Source organism: Streptomyces gossypii (genome assembly GCF_025165795.1).
GTDB classification, from domain to species: domain Bacteria; phylum Actinomycetota; class Actinomycetes; order Streptomycetales; family Streptomycetaceae; genus Streptomyces; species Streptomyces gossypii.
The window spans coordinates 214,158-229,278 of record NZ_JAJAGO010000011.1 but is presented as its reverse complement, the minus strand read 5'-3'; the positions used below and the strand labels follow the sequence as shown (position 1 = coordinate 229,278).

Below are 15,121 nucleotides of genomic sequence, written 5' to 3'. Positions count from 1 at the left end.
GTGGGAGCAGCCGGAGGCCTCGGGTGCGGCGACCACGTGCTCCTCGGAACTCTCGGGTGCCTCCGGCGCCTCGGATGCCCTGGGCGTCTCCGAAGAGCCGCCGCGCTGGCGTGGTGGCCGGTTGTGTGGACGCGTGTGGTCCTCCAGGACTCGTGGGGCAGGTGTTTCTGCCGTGGTCGTAGGGACGTCCGGTGCACCGCGAGGCGTCCGTCCGGCTCCGGATGTTGTCATGCTATTTCGTCCCCTCGTCCCCTTTGCCCGCGTCGCAATGGTACGCACCTCGTGTACGCATCGCGTACAGGCATCGTGCCACTGGGTAGCCACCGGCCGCATCGGCACTGCACCCATACGGCGGCACCGAAGCCACCCGTGCGCGCAGGCGGCATGATGTGAGCCATGCGAGCAGTTGTGCAGCGAGTGGACGGCGCGCGCGTCGTGGTGGACGGGGAGACCGTCGGCGAGATCGAAGGGGAGGGGCTCTGCGTACTCGTCGGAGTGACCCATGAGGACACCGAGGAGGAGGCCGCGCGACTGGCCCGCAAGCTGTGGTCCGTACGCCTCTTCGAGCCGCGGGACGGCGCCGGACCGGAGCGGTCCTGCTCCGATCTGGGCGCTCCGCTGCTGGTCATCAGCCAGTTCACCCTCTACGGCGACGCCCGCAAAGGCCGACGGCCCACCTGGAACGCCGCCGCCCCCGGCCCTGTGGCCGAGCCGCTCGTGGACGAAGTCGTCGCGCAGCTACGGACGTTGGGCGCCGACGTGGCGACAGGCCGGTTCGGCGCCCGGATGCGGCTCTCGCTGACGAACGACGGCCCCTTCACCGTGCTGCTGGAGGTCTGACCCCCGCGTGCATCCGGTGCGCCTCCCCTGCCCCGGTGCGCCCGCGATGCGCGGGCCGGGCGACACGGCTCAGGGGGTCACCACGACCTCCTGTGAGGCGGCCGTAGCCTCCTCGCCCGCGATCAGGGCCGCGTCCGGCGGCACGTTCCGCTTCACCAGGGCCAGGGCGACCGGTCCCAGCTCGTGGTGCCGGGCGGAGGTGGTGATGAAACCGATCTGGCGGCCCTCCACGCCGTCCGCCGCGAGCCGCACCGGATCGCCGTGCACCGGAATCCGCACCTCGCTGCCGTCAAGATGCAGAAAGACAAGGCGACGCGGCGGCTTGCCCAGATTCTGCACCCGGGCCACGGTCTCCTGGCCCCGATAGCAGCCCTTCTCCAGATGCACGGCCGAGCCGATCCAGCCCACCTCGTGCGGAATCGTCCGGTGATCCGTCTCCAGGCCCAGGCGCGGCCTGTGGTCCTCGACGCGCAGCGCCTCATGCGCGAGCACGCCGATGGCGGGGCCGTGCTCCGCCGCGAACTCCTCCAACGAGCCGCGCGGAAGGAAAAGTTCGCGTCCGTACGCCGCCTCCCGCACGACCGCGCCCGGCGGGGCCTCGGCGATCGAGCCCGCAGGGAGATGGACGATCGCGTACTCCTCGGTGCGCTCGCTCACCTCGACGCGGTAGAAGAACTTCATGCTCTCCAGATAAGCGGCGAAATCCCGGGACTTCCCCGGCTCCATGTGCATCCAGGTCGCCACACCGTCGTCGACGAGCGAGACGGCATGCTCGACATGGCCGTTGGCGGACAGCACGAGGGCCTCGGTGGCATGACCGGGGGCGAGATCTTGGACGTGCTGCGTCAGCAGCAGATGCAGCCAGGCGAGGCGGTCCTCGCCGCTGACGGAGACCACCTCACGATGTGAGAGATCCACGAAACCGGCGCCGTCCGCCAGCGCGCGCTGCTCGCGGAAGAGATCGCCGTAATGCGCGGCGACCCCTTCATCCGGGCCTTCGGCGGCAACGGCGCCAGGGAGTGAGAGGAGCGGGCTCTTCATACCCACCAGCGTACGGCCCCGGCACCACCGGCGGCGCGGTGCGGCTCAGCTTGTTCCGGCGCGGCTCAGCTCTGCTTCGCGCCCGGCTTCACGGCGCGCGACGGGCCGTGAGCCGGGCCGCTGACCGCACCTCCGGCCGCGCCATGCTCGGACGTACGGCTGCCGCAGCCGGCGCACTGGCCGAAGATCGCGAAATGCCGCATGTCCGTCTCGAAGCCGAAGCGCTCGCGCAACGCAGCGGTGAAGGGCTCCGCCACCGACAGATCGGCCTCGATCACCTCAGTGCAGTCACGGCACACCAGATGCATGTGATGGTGCCGGTCCGCCAGATGGTACGTCGGGGCGCCGTGGCCGAGATGGGCGTGCGAGACCAGGCCGAGCTCCTCGAGGAGCTCAAGAGTGCGGTAGACGGTGGAGATGTTCACCCCGCCCGCCGTACGCCGCACCTCGGCGAGGATGTCGTCCGGCGTGGAGTGCTCCAGCCTGTCCACGGCCTCCAGCACGAGCTGGCGCTGCGGGGTGAGCCGGTAACCGCGCGCCCTGAGATCGCTCTGCCAGTCTGTGGTAGCCACGGGGCCAGTCTACGGGCTGTCCCGCTTTCCCTGGCGGGCGCGCGACGACAGCTACGGCTCCTCGCCGCGTTGCCGGGATGCCCGGATACATCCAGTACCCGGGCATCCTCCGCCTTGCGGTCCACGGGCCCCGGGGACCGGAGCGAAGCTCCGGTGGCGGGGAGTGGGAGGGTGCGGGGCCGGGGCCGGGGAAGCCCGCTGGAACGCTACGGGGGATAGGCTCGGGCCCATGGCTGAGTACGTACAGGTGGCTACGGCTACGGAGTACCGCGACGAGGCGGTGAAGCTGGCGCAGTCGGTCGTGGCTGCGCGGCTTGCGGCCGGGGCACAGATCGTCGGTCCGGTGGCCTCGGTCTTCTGGCATGACGGTGAGTTCGGCACCGGTGAAGAGTGGCAGCTCGTGCTCAAGACCCGCGCCGACCGCTACGCCGAGCTGGAAGCGCACCTCATGGAGCACCATCCATGGAAGAGCCCGGAGGTCTCGGCGGTGCCGCTCACCGGGTCAGCGGGATACCTGCGCTGGATCGATCGGACCACCCAGCCGGACGCCAAGGACTGATCCGTCACGCCCGCACCCTTCTCAGCGCTTCGGCTGTCGCCGGAAGCCGTGCACGCACCCATTCCGGAGAATTTCGTCCACGCCACGAACACCGCAATGCGACGCTACGTCGTCCCATTCCTGGAGTCCATGCTGCAAGACGGCAGCGTGTTGGTAGACGCGGGATTCGTAGACGGCGACGGACTCGCGAAGACAGTGGATGCAGAATTTCTGAAAGGACCGCACGGAGAGATGGACCGGACGCTCTTTCAGATCGCATCCACCGAGATCGGATTGCGCGGGCTCTCAGGCGGGGCTGAGTAGATGATGAGCGAGATCCGGAAGTGGTTCAGCCGCGCGCCCCAGCATGTACGCGTCCTCCCCGTAACGCTCGGTCTGGTGGATGATCTGCCAGCCCTGAACATCGCAGTAGTACCGCAGCAGTCCCGGGTCCGGGCCGACCGCTCGGCGGACCCACTCCCGGCCAGTCTCGGCGGCCCGGTCCACCGCCCACCAGGCGAGCAGGGATCCGACGCGCTGACCAGCGAACTCCGGGTGCGTCACGGTGGTGTTGAGGAAGTACGCAGGCTGCGCCTGCTCATCTTCGGTCCAGCCCCACACAGGGGTCTGCTCGCCCAGTGTGGTCCGGCCGATTACCCGTCCCGCCTCCGTCGCGACGACCCATACCGGGGCGTTCGGGTCGGCCGCCTGGCGGCCGGACTCCTCCGCGAAGCGTTCCCAGCCTCGGGCGCCCCGCACGCCGCGCTCAGCCATCCAGCGGGCCCGGGCCCGCGTCAGCTTCTCGACGGGCTCCCGGTGTCGGCCGCTGCCGCCTCGCGGATCACGAACATCGTGGCGTCCCTTCGACTGGTTCGACAGGAATCAGGGTAGACCGTGGCACCTCCCGCACGCCGTGTTCTGAAGGTGGTTGCCCCGACTGCGGAGGGACCGGGGCCGACTCCAAGACCGGGAAAACCTGCGGCACCTGCAACGGCAATGGCGACCTCCACTGTCGTGCCGGATGGGAGACGTGGCATAGGTGCCCAGGCCGGGGGCGCCCCGGCGGTCCCCGCGCGGTCATGCCCCTCTCTCTCCGCCCCGGATCCGGGGCAGGTGCGTGGGTCAGAGATTGCGGAGGTACTTCGCCAGGGAGACGATCGCCGCCGGGTTGCGCGGGCTCTCCACCAGATCCGCGTAGTCCAGCGTGTAGATGCGGTCGTGTTTGATGGCGGAGACGTTCTTGAGCGGGGCGTACGACTTCAGGAACTTCTCCTTCTGCTCTGCGCCCACGTCGCCGTAGTCGTTGATCACGATGACCTCCGGATCACGCTCCACCACCGTCTCCCAGCCGACGGTGGTCCAGGTGTCGTCGAGGTCCTTCATCACATGGTCGCCGCCCGCCTTGGTGATGATCGAGTGCGGCCCGGCGAAGCGACCGGAGGTGAGGGGCTTGTCGCGGCCGTCGTCGTAGAGGAACACCGTGGGCTTGTCCCGGTCCTTGGGGACGAGGGCCTGGGCGTCGGCGATCTGTTTCCGGAACTGCGCGATCAGCTTCTCGGCCCGGTCCTCCACCCCGAACACTTTGCCGAGGTTGCGCAGGTCCGTGTAGAGGGCCGTGAGCGGCGGCATCACCCCACGGGCCTTGCCGCGCGAGCCCTCCTTGCCGTTGCGGCAGGATTCGCTGAGGAGGTAGCTGTCGATGCCCATCTTCTTCAGCCCCGCCGGGGTGAAGCCCTCCGACTCGTTGAAGCCGTAGTTCCAGCCCGCGAAGACCAGGTCGGCGCGGGCGTCCAGCACCATCTCCTTGTTGAGCTTCTTCTTGGAGAGCCACTTCGTCTTGCTGTAGCCGTCCTTCCAGGGCACGGAGTCCAGATCGCCCTTGTCGTCGGGCATGGCGAAGCCCGCCATACGGTCGGTGAGTCCGAGCGCGAACATGATCTCGGTGATTCCGACGTCGTTGGTCACCACCCGCTCCGGAATCTTGTCGTACGTCACCTTCCGGCCGCAGTTGGTCACGGTGACGGCCTTGCCGTCGGTGGCTTCGGGGTTCTCCGCCACCTCGGCCCCGCAGGCGGCGGTGCTGAGGGTGAGCGCGCCGAGCGTCATCCCCAGGACGGCGGTACGGAGGCGACGCGCCGGACGCGCCCAGCGGGTGGAGCGGGTGGAGCGGGCGGAGCGGGTGAGGACGGACACGGGGGCTCCTTCAGGGGCGGGCGGGAGGAGGCGAACGGGAGGATGCGAGCGGGAGGGAACGGACGGCGCTACGGCGAAGCCCCCAGCCGGTCGAACAGCAGCTGCACCGCCCCCGACTCCGGATGCCGCACCCGGTGCGCCCGTACGCCGAAGACCTCGGCCAGCAGTTCCGGCACCAGGACGTCATGCGGAGCCCCGGAGGCCACGATCGCCCCGTTCGCGATCACATAGAGCCGGTCGCAGTGCGCGGCGGCCAGGTTGAGGTCGTGCAGTGCGGCCAGCACCGTCAGCCCGTCGCCCCGTACCAGCGAGAGGACCTCCAACTGCTGGGCGATGTCCAGGTGGTTGGTCGGCTCGTCGAGTACCAGCACGCGCGGCTGCTGCGCCAGCGCACGGGCGATCAGCACCCGTTGCTTCTCGCCGCCGGAGAGGCTGGGGAAGCCGCGTTCGGCGAGATGCCCGGCGCCGACCCGCTTCAGTGCCGCCGCGCACAGCTCCTCGTCTTCGGCCCCGGCCCGCGCCGTGCCCCGCTGGTGCGGCAGACGGCCCATCGCGACGACCTCCGCGACGGTGAACTCGAAGTCACCGCCCCCCTCCTGGGGCAGTGCGGCCAGGCGGCGGGCGCTCTGTCTCGGGGTCAGTCCGCGCAGGTCGGTACCGTCCAGCCGGACCGTCCCGGCGTCCGGCCGTACGGCACGGTAGACGCAGCGCAGCAGGCTGGACTTGCCGCTGCCGTTGGGCCCGACGAGACCGACGAGTTCGCCGCTGTCCGCGCGCAGTGACACCTCCCGTACGAGCGTGGAGCCGGCGGCGGTCAGTGTCAGATCGTCGATGTCGAGCCGCATCAGGCACCTCCGAAGGCGTAGCCGCCGCCGCGGCGCATCAGCAGCAGAAAGCAGGGGACGCCGATGACGGCGGTGAGCACTCCGATGGGCAGTTCGGTCGGTGCCAGCACGATCCGGGACAGCACGTCCACCCACACCAGCAGCACCGCCCCGAGCAGCGGCGCGACAGCCAGTACGCGGCGGTGGTCGGCGCCGATCAGGATGCGGGTGGCGTGCGGCACCATCAGTCCGACGAAGCCGATCGCCCCACTGACAGCGACCACCGCCCCGGTCACGGCGGCGGCCAGGAGGAACAGTTCGCGGCGCAGCCGGGCCGCGTCCACGCCCAGCGTCGCGGCCGTCTCGTCCCCCATGGCGAGGGCGTTGAGGCGGCCCGCGGAGAGCGCGAGGTGGGCCATTCCGGCGGCCACCGCCACGGCAGCGATCGGCAGCGACGCCCAGGAGGCGCCGCCCAGGCTGCCGAGCAGCCACATCATCGCCGAACGGGCGGCCTCGCCGTGCTCGGCGGCGAAGACCATCAAGGTGGTGATCGCGGTGAAGCCGTAGTAGAGCGCGGTGCCGGTGAGGACCAGTCGCAGCGGGGTCAGGCCGTGCGCGGTTCGGGCGACGGCGTATACCAGGGCCATGGCGGCCAGCGCGGAGGTGAACGCACCGGCGGAGAGCGCCCACACCCCGAGCGAGCCGAACGCGCCGAAGAGGATCACAGCGTTGGCTCCGACGGCGGCGCCGGAGGATATGCCCAGCACGAAGGGGTCGGCGAGGGCGTTGCGCACCATCGCCTGGACGGCGACGCCGACGGCGGCGAGCCCGGCACCGACGACGGCGGCGAGCAGGGCGCGCGGGAAGCGCAGCTCCCAGACGATCGTGTAAGCGGCCCGTTCGTCGGCCGCGATGACGCCGCCGGTCAGGCCCGCCCGCAGAAGACGGGCCGTCTCAGCCCACCCCACCTGCGATGATCCGAGCGCCACGGCGCACATCAGCGAGAGCAGCAGCGCGACGACGAGCGCGCCCACCAGGGGCGCCACCGGTCGGCGGCGGGGGAGGGCAGCAGTAGAGGACACGGAGGGACACGGCACCCTTCTCGCAGACCACGGCGAGTTGACAGGAGCGGGCGCCGCACGGGTGATCGGGCTCACGGGGCCGCCGGGGGCGGCTCCGTCTACCGTTGCGGGTCAGCGCCGGATTTGGACCGGACTTCCCCCGTGGGGCGCGTGGGCTGTGGAGTTGTTGAGCGGGGTGGCGGAGCTGGCTGGCCGGGCTGGTTGCCGGGCCGGGGTGCGGTGCCAGTCTGCGCGCCTGCGCGGCCTAGCGGAAGAAGGCGATCCCGTCGTCCGGCAGGTCCTTGATGTCCTTCGCCCATTCCTTCGGGTCGACGACCTTCTTCAGCTGCGCCGACATGTACGGGTGCAGCGGTACCTCGGGAGAGGACCGCTCGCCGACCCACATCAGGTCGCCGTTCACATAGCCGTAGAGCCGCTTGCCGCCCGAGTACGGCGCGGCGGCGGCGGTACGCGCGACCGCGTCCGTGGCAAGGTCGATCTGCGGCTTCTTGTCGGCCAGCTCGCCGTACCAGATCTCCACGATGCCGCCGTCACGGCTCATCACGACCTCGACCTGCCGGTTCTTGTCGATCCGCCAGTAGCCGGACTCGGTCTCCAGCGGCTTGGTCTTGCGGCCCTCCGCGTCCAGCGCCCAGGTGTGCGAGGTGTACTCCAGGAAGTCCCGCCCGTCGTGCCGGAAGGAGACCTCCTGCCCGAAGTTGCACTTCTCCGACCCGGCACCCTGGGTGTCCGTCAGGTCGGCCACTCCCGCCCCGGTCCAGTTGCCGAGCAGGAAGACGAGGGGGACGAGGTCCGGGTGGAGGTCGGACGGAATCTCGATCATGGGGCGGCTCAGGCGATCTCTCGTAGGCGGATCTTGGCGTGAAGGTGGATCTTGGCGTGAAGGCGGAGCGGGGTGCGGCAGGCGTTCAGCGCTGACCCTGGTAGAGCTTCTTGACGGTCAGCAGGGCGAATGCTCCTGTGCCGATCACGACAAGGATCATCAGGGTCATGAAGACTGCCTCGAGCACGGTGGCACTCCTTGAGCGGACGTTACGGATATGCGGGCGCGACCGAGTCTAGTCGCTCCCGCCAGCCGTACGAGGGGCGGCGCTGTGAGGTACGCCGCCCCTCGGCGGGGCCGCCCCGGGGCAGCCGGTGCGTACGGTCCGGCTACCCGAGCAGCTGAGACTGAAGGATCACCGTCTGCTGGAACGGCACCTTCCGCGCGGTGCCGGGGCGCGACTGCACGATCAGCGCGAGCGTGTCCCCCGCGACGAGGTACGCCTGCCGGTGGTGCTCCTTGCCGCGCGGCGCCTCTTCGTCGTAGGCGTGGCGTCTGACGTTCGGCACCTTGGCGTCCTTGGGCCAGCCCTTGTCCGGCACGGCGTTCTCCGCTCCCCGCAGGGGCATCAACGCACCCATTCCCGTCGTCACCCCGTCGACGTAGAGGTCCTTCGGGTAGGCACCGGTGTTGAAGCGGAGCAGATAGATCCGTGTCCGGGTGCCGTCCGGCATCGTCCAGCCGCGGGCCGCGATGTGCCGTGGCGCGGAGTCCGCCATCCGCTGCTGGATCGTAGGGCGCTCACTCTCCACGTAGACCGAGAGGTAGTCCTCCTCGGAGACCCAGCCGCCGTCGATGTCCGGGAGTGCCTTGTCCGCCTTCGCGCCCCGCGGGGCGGGGAGCAGGAGGTCACGGATGTCGGCGTGGTGGATGCGGGCCGGGTTGCCCTTGGTGAAGGGGCGCGGGGAGCCGGAGGGCAGCGCGGGGAGCTTGAGCCGGGGGTAGTCCCAGCGTCCGTCGCTCTCGGTGGCGAGGCCCGGCACGTCATCGCGCTCGCTCTGGGTCACCCCGTAGGCGACACCACCGGCGAGCAGCGCGAAGACCAGCACGATGGTGCCCCAGCGCGATGCCGCGCGCAGCGCGGGCCGTGGCGGCGGGGCGGTGTCCGATGCGGAGGCGTCCGGTGCGGCGCCGGGCTCGGGCGGTTCGGTGGGCGTGGGCTCGACGGGCTCGCTCATACGTCTTCCCCCTCCAGATCCACGCGGTCCAGCTGCTTTTGGAGCAACTGCGCCACCTCACCTTCCGGGAGGGGAGCGCCTCCGATGGCCGTCAGATAGACCCTCGTGTTGCCCCGGTAGCCCGAGCAGGCCATCGCATCGATCCCAGGTTCGGAGGAGTCGCCGCTTTCCGGCTTCACCTCGCTCGTCAGGAAACAGAACGCGTCGTCGTAACCCTCGATCTTGGGTCCCTTGCGGAAGCCCTCACGTTCTGCGAGCACCTTGAGCCTGGCGGTGAGCGGGCCCACCGCCTCAGCCTTCATCGGAATGATCTCGATGTTGAAGACCAGTTCCCCGTTGTCGCGGGCGTAGGAGCGCTTGGCGGAGCCCTGGACGCCGAAAATCTTGAACTGCTCAAGATGCTTCTTCCGTTCCGCCTCAGAGATCCCCGGGTACTGCTGCTCCAGCAGATACTTGTTCGCCTCGTCGGCGTCCCGTACGACGTCGTTGCCGAAGAAGTCGGCGTCGGGGCCGAGCTGGTAGCCGTCGGGTACGGGGAGGAGCTGTGCGCTCAGCTCGGTGTCGGTGCGCCCCTTGGCCCGGTTCCGGGCCGGATCGTCCGCTGAGGGGGTCTTGTCCGGCTTGCGCCACACGTCGGTGGCGGCGGTGCGGTCCGCGCCGCTCGCGGTGAGGGCGGTGTAGGTGATCCCGCCCCCCACGGCGCCGAGCACCAGCACGGTGGTGAGGACGGAGGTCACGATCCTCCGTGCGGCCTTCACAGCAGAGCCCACTGACGCTCGGCGAGACGGCCGATTTCCTTTTCGCTCATCGGGGCCGTGTCGAAGACGGTGATTTCCATGACGATGTCGCCGCGCCAGGCGATGGCGGTGGCCACGACGTCCGGCGATGAGGCGGTACCGTTCTGCGGTTCGTAGACGTAGTACCGGCCCCCACCGGAGCGTTTCATGGGCGAGCCGAAGGATTCGTGCCCTGGCCAGTTCGAATAGGAGTTCTCCTGAGCGGTCAGCACATGGGTGACGGTGGACAGCCCCTTGACGTTCCGGTACTGGGTGAGGTCAATGCGCACGGTGCGCCCGCCCGTGGTCCAACCGTCGGTGGCGATGCGGCGCATGCCGGAGCGGACATCACGGCTGAAGCCTTCAGCCGTGACGGGGCCGAAGATCCCGTGATCGCCGATGTTCACCCAGCCGTCCACGCTGGCCGCCACCGTCTTGGAATGCGCCCCGCTGGGCTTCTTGAGCAGCAGCTTCCGCAGGTCACCGTCGGTCTTCACCCGGTGGTCCTCCTTCGCGGACAGCGGCTTGACCGCGTCCTTCGCGGCGGGCTTGGCCGGGTAGGAGAGCTTTTCCTGTGACAGGGGCGGGAGCGCGGTGGGGGCGCGGTCGGCCTGGACGGTGTAGCCGCTTGCCAGGCCCGCGACGATGCCGAGCAGCGCGGCGGGGGCGAGCAGTAAGGCGGTACGTCTTCGCCGCGCGGAACGCCTGCGCGGCGGGTCCGCCTCCGGGGCCTCCGGCGAGTCCGGCGGGGCCGGGTCCTCTGCCGTTGCCGAGGTGTCCGACTCGGTGGGAGTCGGAGAAGGTGCTGGCTCCACGAATTCTCCTTGAATTCTCCATGAGTTACATCAATGGGCTGACCAGCAAGAAGTGATGACGGTTGCACTCAGGGTGATGTCGATCAGGTCACGATCCGCGCCTGGCCGTTCGGATGCGCCGGTGCGCGGCGGACTACCGTGGGGGTATGGCGAAGAAGCTCGTGATCAAGGTGACAGCGGGGGCCGATGCCCCGGAGCGGTGTTCGCAGGCGTTCACGGTGGCGGCGGTCGCCGTCGCCAGCGGGGTGGAGGTCTCGCTCTGGCTGACCGGTGAGTCGGCGTGGTTCGGGCTGCCGGGGCGGGCGGCGGAGTTCGAACTGCCGCACGCGGCTCCGCTGCCGGACCTGATCGACGGCATCCGTGCGGCCGGGCAGATCACGGTCTGCACGCAGTGCGCGGCCCGCCGGGACATCGAGGAGAAGGATCTGCTGGAGGGTGTACGGATCGCGGGTGCGCAGGTCTTCGTCAGCGAGGTGATGGAGGACGGCGTGCAGGCGCTGGTGTACTGACCCGGCGGGGCTCGGCGGCACACGCACCGTACGCGCGAGAGCACCACGCACGAGGGCCGCGCCCCGGAGTCCGACTCCGGGGCGCGGCCCTCGTGCGTGCCGCTCTCGGCGCTGGAAAGCTAGAGCGCGATCGAGACCTCGGCCAGGCCGCCGTTCTGGGCGACGACCTTGCGGTCCGCCGTGGCGCCGGGGACCAGGGCGCGCAGCGTCCACGTGCCCTCGGCCGCGTAGAAGCGGAACTGGCCGGTGGCGGAGGTGGGGACCTCCGCGGTGAACTCGCCGGTCGAGTCGAGCAGCCGCACGTAGCCGGTGACGGGCTCGCCGTCACGGGTCACGCTGCCCTGGATCGTGGTCTCGCCGGGCTTGATGGTGGCGGCGTCGGGGCCGCCTGCCTGTGCTCCGCACATGGGGTTACCGCTTCCTTGTCCGCTGTCGGTTCGTGTCAGTTGGAGCCGAGCTCGACGGGCACGCCGACCAGCGAGCCGTATTCGGTCCAGGAACCGTCGTAGTTCTTGACGTTCGGCTGGCCCAGCAGCTCGTGCAGCACGAACCAGGTGTGGGCGGAGCGCTCGCCGATGCGGCAGTAGGCGATGGTGTCCTTGCCGAGGTCGACGCCTTCGTTCTCGTACAGCTCCTTGAGGTCGTCGTCGGCCTTGAAGGTGCCGTCGTCGTTCGCCGACTTCGACCACGGGATGTTGCGCGCGGACGGGATGTGGCCCGGACGCTGCGACTGCTCCTGCGGGAGGTGGGCCGGGGCGAGCAGCTTGCCGCTGAACTCGTCGGGCGAGCGGACGTCGACGAGGTTCTTGGTGCCGATGGCCTCGACGGCCTCGTCACGGAAGGCGCGGATCGAGGTGTCCTGCGGCTTCGCCTTGTAGTCGGTCTTCGCGCGCTTGGGCACCGCGGTGACCAGGTCGCGGGAGTCCAGCTCCCACTTCTTGCGGCCGCCGTCCAGGAGCTTGACGTCGCCGTGGCCGTAGAGCTTGAAGTACCAGTAGGCGTACGCGGCGAACCAGTTGTTGTTGCCGCCGTAGAGGACGACGGTGTCGTCGTTGGCGATGCCCTTCTCGGAGAGCAGCTTCTCGAAACCGGCCTGGTCGACGAAGTCGCGCCGCACCGGGTCCTGGAGGTCCTGCTTCCAGTCGATCCGGACGGCGTTCTTGATGTGGTTCTTCTCGTACGCCGAGGTGTCCTCGTCCACCTCGACGATCACCGTCTTCGGGTCGTCGATACGGGCCTCGACCCAGTCGGCGTCGACCAGGACGTCACTACGGCTCATGAGTTCTCCTCCGGAGGGCGGGTGTGCGTGCGCGCCGATGGGCACGCACAGCGCTGTGCGACGCGCAAGCGGGATGGGCGGCGGGGCGGTGCGGGAGACCGGCGGGCGTCACGGCGGGTGCGTGGCACGCGGGAGACGGCCGTCAGACGGCGCTGCGACAGAGCATGGCGGCGATGCGGCACAGGTCGACTGTCCGTCGCTTCGTGAGGTCCGCCTGTCGCTTCATGTGCTCGATCGTAAGGAAGCCGGGAGGTGATGTCACCGGGGATCCGCACTCTGAGACAAGATTGTCCGTGATGTGAGATCGGCCCAGATCGAGGGCCGCTCTCGGCCGCTGCGCACCCGCCCTGAGCGGGGCGGCGTCCGCCGGTGCGGCGGCGGGTATCTGGTCTGCGGACCTCACTGTCTCGAAGACTGGGACGACCGGCCCGCAGGCCGTGCCGGTGCGGGGCTCATGAGCGTCGTTCCCCGCTTCTCAGCCCGCCAGCTCCACGTCCGTGCCCTCGAGGGCGAAGGTGACGCCCTCCTCGGTCGCGTCCGTCTCCTTCAGCTCCAGACCGTCCGGAAGGCCCGCGATGGGGCTGCCGAAGTCCACCCGCTCGCGGATCTCGCCCTCGGCGCCCGGCACTCCGGAGGCCGGTATCGACTCGGCGTGCAGCTCGAGCTCGTTCTTCCCGGTGATCTTGACCGTGCTGTAGATCGGGCTCGGAATCTCCACCTGCTGGCCGAGTACCTGCACGCTGGCGGTGATCTTCACCTGGTTCTTGTCCGCCCGCTCCTTGCCCGCGTAGGCGACCCGCACGCCGTCCGGGGCGAGGGCGTTGAGGTCCTTGTAGGAGATGTCCGCGCTGCCGGACGCCTCCTTCGCGACGGCCGAGTCGAAGTTCCCTTCGAGCTTCACGTCCGTCAGGTGGGCCTCGACCCGCGTGACGCTGATCCGGCGGTTGCCCGCGGAGGCGGTCAGTCCGGTCATCTCCACGTCGACGTCACCCAGCTCCTTGCCCATGACCTGGGTGAGGAAGGGGAAGCCGTTGATCGAGACGGAGGCCGACTCGGCGCCGTCCAGCCCCTGGGTGGTGCGCACCTTCTCGGCCGCCTCGCTCTCCGCCATGTTCACGGCGATGCGGTCAGCGGCGATGAACAGGACTGCCAGCACCACAAAGATGATGAGGCTGATGCGAAGTGCGCGCATTGCGGAGGCTCCCCCAGGCGTTGACTGCTCGGAGCCTAACGTGACGTTCCTGCTGGACGGAGGCTGCCGGGTCCGCCGTGTCCAGTCGTGGCAGAGCTGGTACGTGGTGCGGGCACCGGATCGTCCGCGCTGGTCCGTTTCGCCCGGTCGGCGGACCGGCTGCGGACCGGCTGCGGACCGGCGGCGGACCGGCGGCGGACCCGGCAGGGGGCGGAACGGCGTCATCCCAGGGCGCGGCCCAGGAAGTAGACGGCGGGCGCCGCCAGGGTGAGCGGCAGCGCGACCCCCGCCGTCATGTGGACGAAGCGGGACGGATAGTCGTAACTCGCGACCCGGAGCCCGATCAGGGCGCAGACACCGGCGGCCAGCCCGATCAGCGTCCCGTCCGTGTTCCCGAGGTCGGTGAGCCGGCCTGCCAGCGCGCCCGCGCCCCCGGCAGCGAGCACCGCGACGGCGGGTGAGAGGAACGGCGGCAGCGGCAGCGCCCGTAGCAGCGCCGCGGCGGCGACCGCGGCGGCGCCGACGGTCACGGCCTCCGAGGACTCACGGGCGACCGCCAGGTATCCGGCGGCGAGCACGGTCAGCGCGGTGGAGGTGAGCCCGGCGGTGAGGGCGTAGAGACGCTCGTCCGGGCTGGAGTGGTTGCGCAACTGGAGCACGATCCCCAGGACGCACCAGATGCCGAGGGTGCCGATCACCGCTGTGGGCGTGTGCTCGCGGCTGGTCGCCAGCAGGGCGACATCGGTGGTGACACCCGCCAGGAACGCCAGTGCGATTCCCTGCCGGGCCGGCCACATGCCGTTCAGCCGGAACCAGCCCGCCGCCGTGAACGCCTGGAGCAGGACGACGGCCGCCGCGAGCGCCGGACGGGGCAGCGGCGCGGTGGCCGCCAGCAGTGCGGCGAGCACGGTGGTCAGCACGGCGGGCTGGAGGCCGGGGGCGATCAGCGGGCTGGGGCGTGCGCGTGAGGCGCGGCCGGGGCGCGCGGCGCGGGACGGCGGGGGCGCGGGGCCGGTTCCCGGAGGGACGGTGGGGGCCGGAGCGGCGGGGGCGGGTTCGGCGGGGGCGGCGCCCTGCTGCGGGTACGGAGTCTGCGCGTACGGAGTCTCTGCGTACGGCGGCGGCGCCCCGTAGCCGGTGCCGGTGCCGGTGCCGTACGGCGAGGGTGGCGGCGGCTGCTGCTGGTTGCTCATCGGGCACCGCCCGCGAACGGCGGGAGCACCTCGACGGTGCCGCCTTCGCTCAGCTGGACCGTGTCCCGTGCCCGCTTCCCGGCCGGGCTCCCGTCCACCAGGAACGAGCAGCGTGCAAGGACCCGGGCGAACTCCGGTGACCCGGCGTGCCGCTCACGGGCCGAGTCGAGCGCCTCGGCGAGCGTGGTGGCCTCGTACGCCTCCTCCGCCCGCCCTGCCGCGGACTTGGCCGCCGCCCAGTAGCGGATCGTGCCGCTGGCCATGGT

At 70.3% G+C, this 15,121-nt stretch carries 18 protein-coding genes; 3 read left to right on the top strand and 15 right to left on the bottom strand.

What is annotated here, in order from left to right:
- The first annotated feature begins 396 nt into the window (after positions 1-396).
- On the top strand, positions 397-840 hold the full coding sequence (gene dtd / locus LHJ74_RS23570) for a D-aminoacyl-tRNA deacylase (RefSeq protein WP_260220169.1): 444 nt from the start codon (positions 397-399) through the stop codon (positions 838-840).
- A 69-nt stretch (positions 841-909) separates the two neighbouring features.
- On the opposite strand, the gene ygfZ is transcribed toward dtd, so the two are convergent.
- Both ygfZ and LHJ74_RS23560 read right to left on the bottom strand, forming a co-directional pair.
- The gene (gene ygfZ, locus LHJ74_RS23565; protein ID WP_260220168.1) at positions 910-1,881 is read right to left on the bottom strand and encodes a CAF17-like 4Fe-4S cluster assembly/insertion protein YgfZ; all 972 of its coding nucleotides are present in this window, start codon (positions 1,879-1,881) and stop codon (positions 910-912) included.
- Positions 1,882-1,946: 65 nt separating this feature from the next.
- Positions 1,947-2,453 carry a Fur family transcriptional regulator gene (locus LHJ74_RS23560; RefSeq protein ID WP_260220167.1) on the bottom strand — a complete coding sequence of 169 codons (507 nt, stop codon included), beginning with the start codon at positions 2,451-2,453 and terminating at the stop codon, positions 1,947-1,949.
- Between the two features lie 229 nt (positions 2,454-2,682).
- On the opposite strand from LHJ74_RS23560, the gene cutA reads away from it, so the two are divergent.
- Positions 2,683-3,012, top strand: coding sequence for a divalent-cation tolerance protein CutA (gene cutA / locus LHJ74_RS23555; RefSeq protein ID WP_260220166.1), 330 nt, complete (start codon positions 2,683-2,685; stop codon positions 3,010-3,012).
- Between the two features lie 285 nt (positions 3,013-3,297).
- Here the strand turns inward: cutA and LHJ74_RS23550 are convergent, their stop codons facing one another.
- The 8 genes from LHJ74_RS23550 to LHJ74_RS23515 all read right to left on the bottom strand — a co-directional run bounded on the left by LHJ74_RS23550 (position 3,298) and on the right by LHJ74_RS23515 (position 10,682).
- Positions 3,298-3,765 (bottom strand): GNAT family N-acetyltransferase, encoded by a 468-nt coding sequence (locus LHJ74_RS23550; RefSeq protein ID WP_260220165.1) that lies wholly within the window; start codon positions 3,763-3,765, stop codon positions 3,298-3,300.
- A gap of 348 nt (positions 3,766-4,113) precedes the next feature.
- Complete coding sequence (locus tag LHJ74_RS23545; RefSeq protein ID WP_260220279.1) at positions 4,114-5,097, bottom strand: ABC transporter substrate-binding protein; 984 nt, start codon at positions 5,095-5,097, stop codon at positions 4,114-4,116.
- 155 nt (positions 5,098-5,252) lie between these two features.
- On the bottom strand, positions 5,253-6,029 hold the full coding sequence (locus LHJ74_RS23540; RefSeq protein ID WP_260220164.1) for an ABC transporter ATP-binding protein: 777 nt from the start codon (positions 6,027-6,029) through the stop codon (positions 5,253-5,255).
- A complete protein-coding gene (locus LHJ74_RS23535; RefSeq protein ID WP_260220163.1) occupies positions 6,029-7,090 on the bottom strand; it encodes a FecCD family ABC transporter permease in 1,062 nt (353 codons plus the stop codon). Before LHJ74_RS23535 ends, LHJ74_RS23540 begins: the two co-directional genes overlap by 1 nt.
- A 244-nt stretch (positions 7,091-7,334) precedes the next feature.
- Positions 7,335-7,913, bottom strand: a complete 579-nt coding sequence (locus LHJ74_RS23530; RefSeq protein ID WP_260220162.1) for a heme-binding beta-barrel domain-containing protein — start codon at positions 7,911-7,913, stop codon at positions 7,335-7,337.
- A gap of 329 nt (positions 7,914-8,242) precedes the next feature.
- A complete protein-coding gene (locus LHJ74_RS23525) occupies positions 8,243-9,091 on the bottom strand; it encodes a hypothetical protein (protein ID WP_260220161.1) in 849 nt (282 codons plus the stop codon).
- Complete coding sequence (locus LHJ74_RS23520) at positions 9,088-9,828, bottom strand: hypothetical protein (protein ID WP_260220160.1); 741 nt, start codon at positions 9,826-9,828, stop codon at positions 9,088-9,090. Before LHJ74_RS23520 ends, LHJ74_RS23525 begins: the two co-directional genes overlap by 4 nt.
- Positions 9,829-9,845: 17 nt before the next feature.
- Complete coding sequence (locus LHJ74_RS23515) at positions 9,846-10,682, bottom strand: hypothetical protein (RefSeq protein WP_260220159.1); 837 nt, start codon at positions 10,680-10,682, stop codon at positions 9,846-9,848.
- Between the two features lie 146 nt (positions 10,683-10,828).
- Here LHJ74_RS23515 and LHJ74_RS23510 point away from each other — a divergent pair, with 146 nt between their 5' ends.
- Positions 10,829-11,191, top strand: a complete 363-nt coding sequence (locus LHJ74_RS23510) for a DsrE family protein (RefSeq protein WP_260220158.1) — start codon at positions 10,829-10,831, stop codon at positions 11,189-11,191.
- 119 nt (positions 11,192-11,310) lie between these two features.
- Here the strand turns inward: LHJ74_RS23510 and LHJ74_RS23505 are convergent, their stop codons facing one another.
- From LHJ74_RS23505 to LHJ74_RS23485, 5 genes are all read right to left on the bottom strand, one after another.
- Complete coding sequence (locus LHJ74_RS23505; RefSeq protein WP_260220155.1) at positions 11,311-11,598, bottom strand: DUF1416 domain-containing protein; 288 nt, start codon at positions 11,596-11,598, stop codon at positions 11,311-11,313.
- 35 nt (positions 11,599-11,633) lie between these two features.
- Positions 11,634-12,470: a sulfurtransferase gene (locus LHJ74_RS23500; RefSeq protein WP_260220153.1), complete on the bottom strand. Its 837-nt coding sequence runs from the start codon at positions 12,468-12,470 to the stop codon at positions 11,634-11,636.
- 475 nt (positions 12,471-12,945) lie between these two features.
- The gene (locus LHJ74_RS23495; RefSeq protein ID WP_260220152.1) at positions 12,946-13,662 is read right to left on the bottom strand and encodes an LmeA family phospholipid-binding protein; all 717 of its coding nucleotides are present in this window, start codon (positions 13,660-13,662) and stop codon (positions 12,946-12,948) included.
- Positions 13,663-13,883: 221 nt separating this feature from the next.
- Complete coding sequence (locus LHJ74_RS23490; protein ID WP_375546817.1) at positions 13,884-14,855, bottom strand: hypothetical protein; 972 nt, start codon at positions 14,853-14,855, stop codon at positions 13,884-13,886.
- Entirely contained in the window at positions 14,852-15,118 is a 267-nt protein-coding gene (locus LHJ74_RS23485; protein WP_260220151.1) for a MoaD/ThiS family protein, read from the bottom strand. The genes LHJ74_RS23490 and LHJ74_RS23485 overlap by 4 nt, the downstream gene beginning before the upstream one ends.
- Positions 15,119-15,121: the final 3 nt, after the last annotated feature.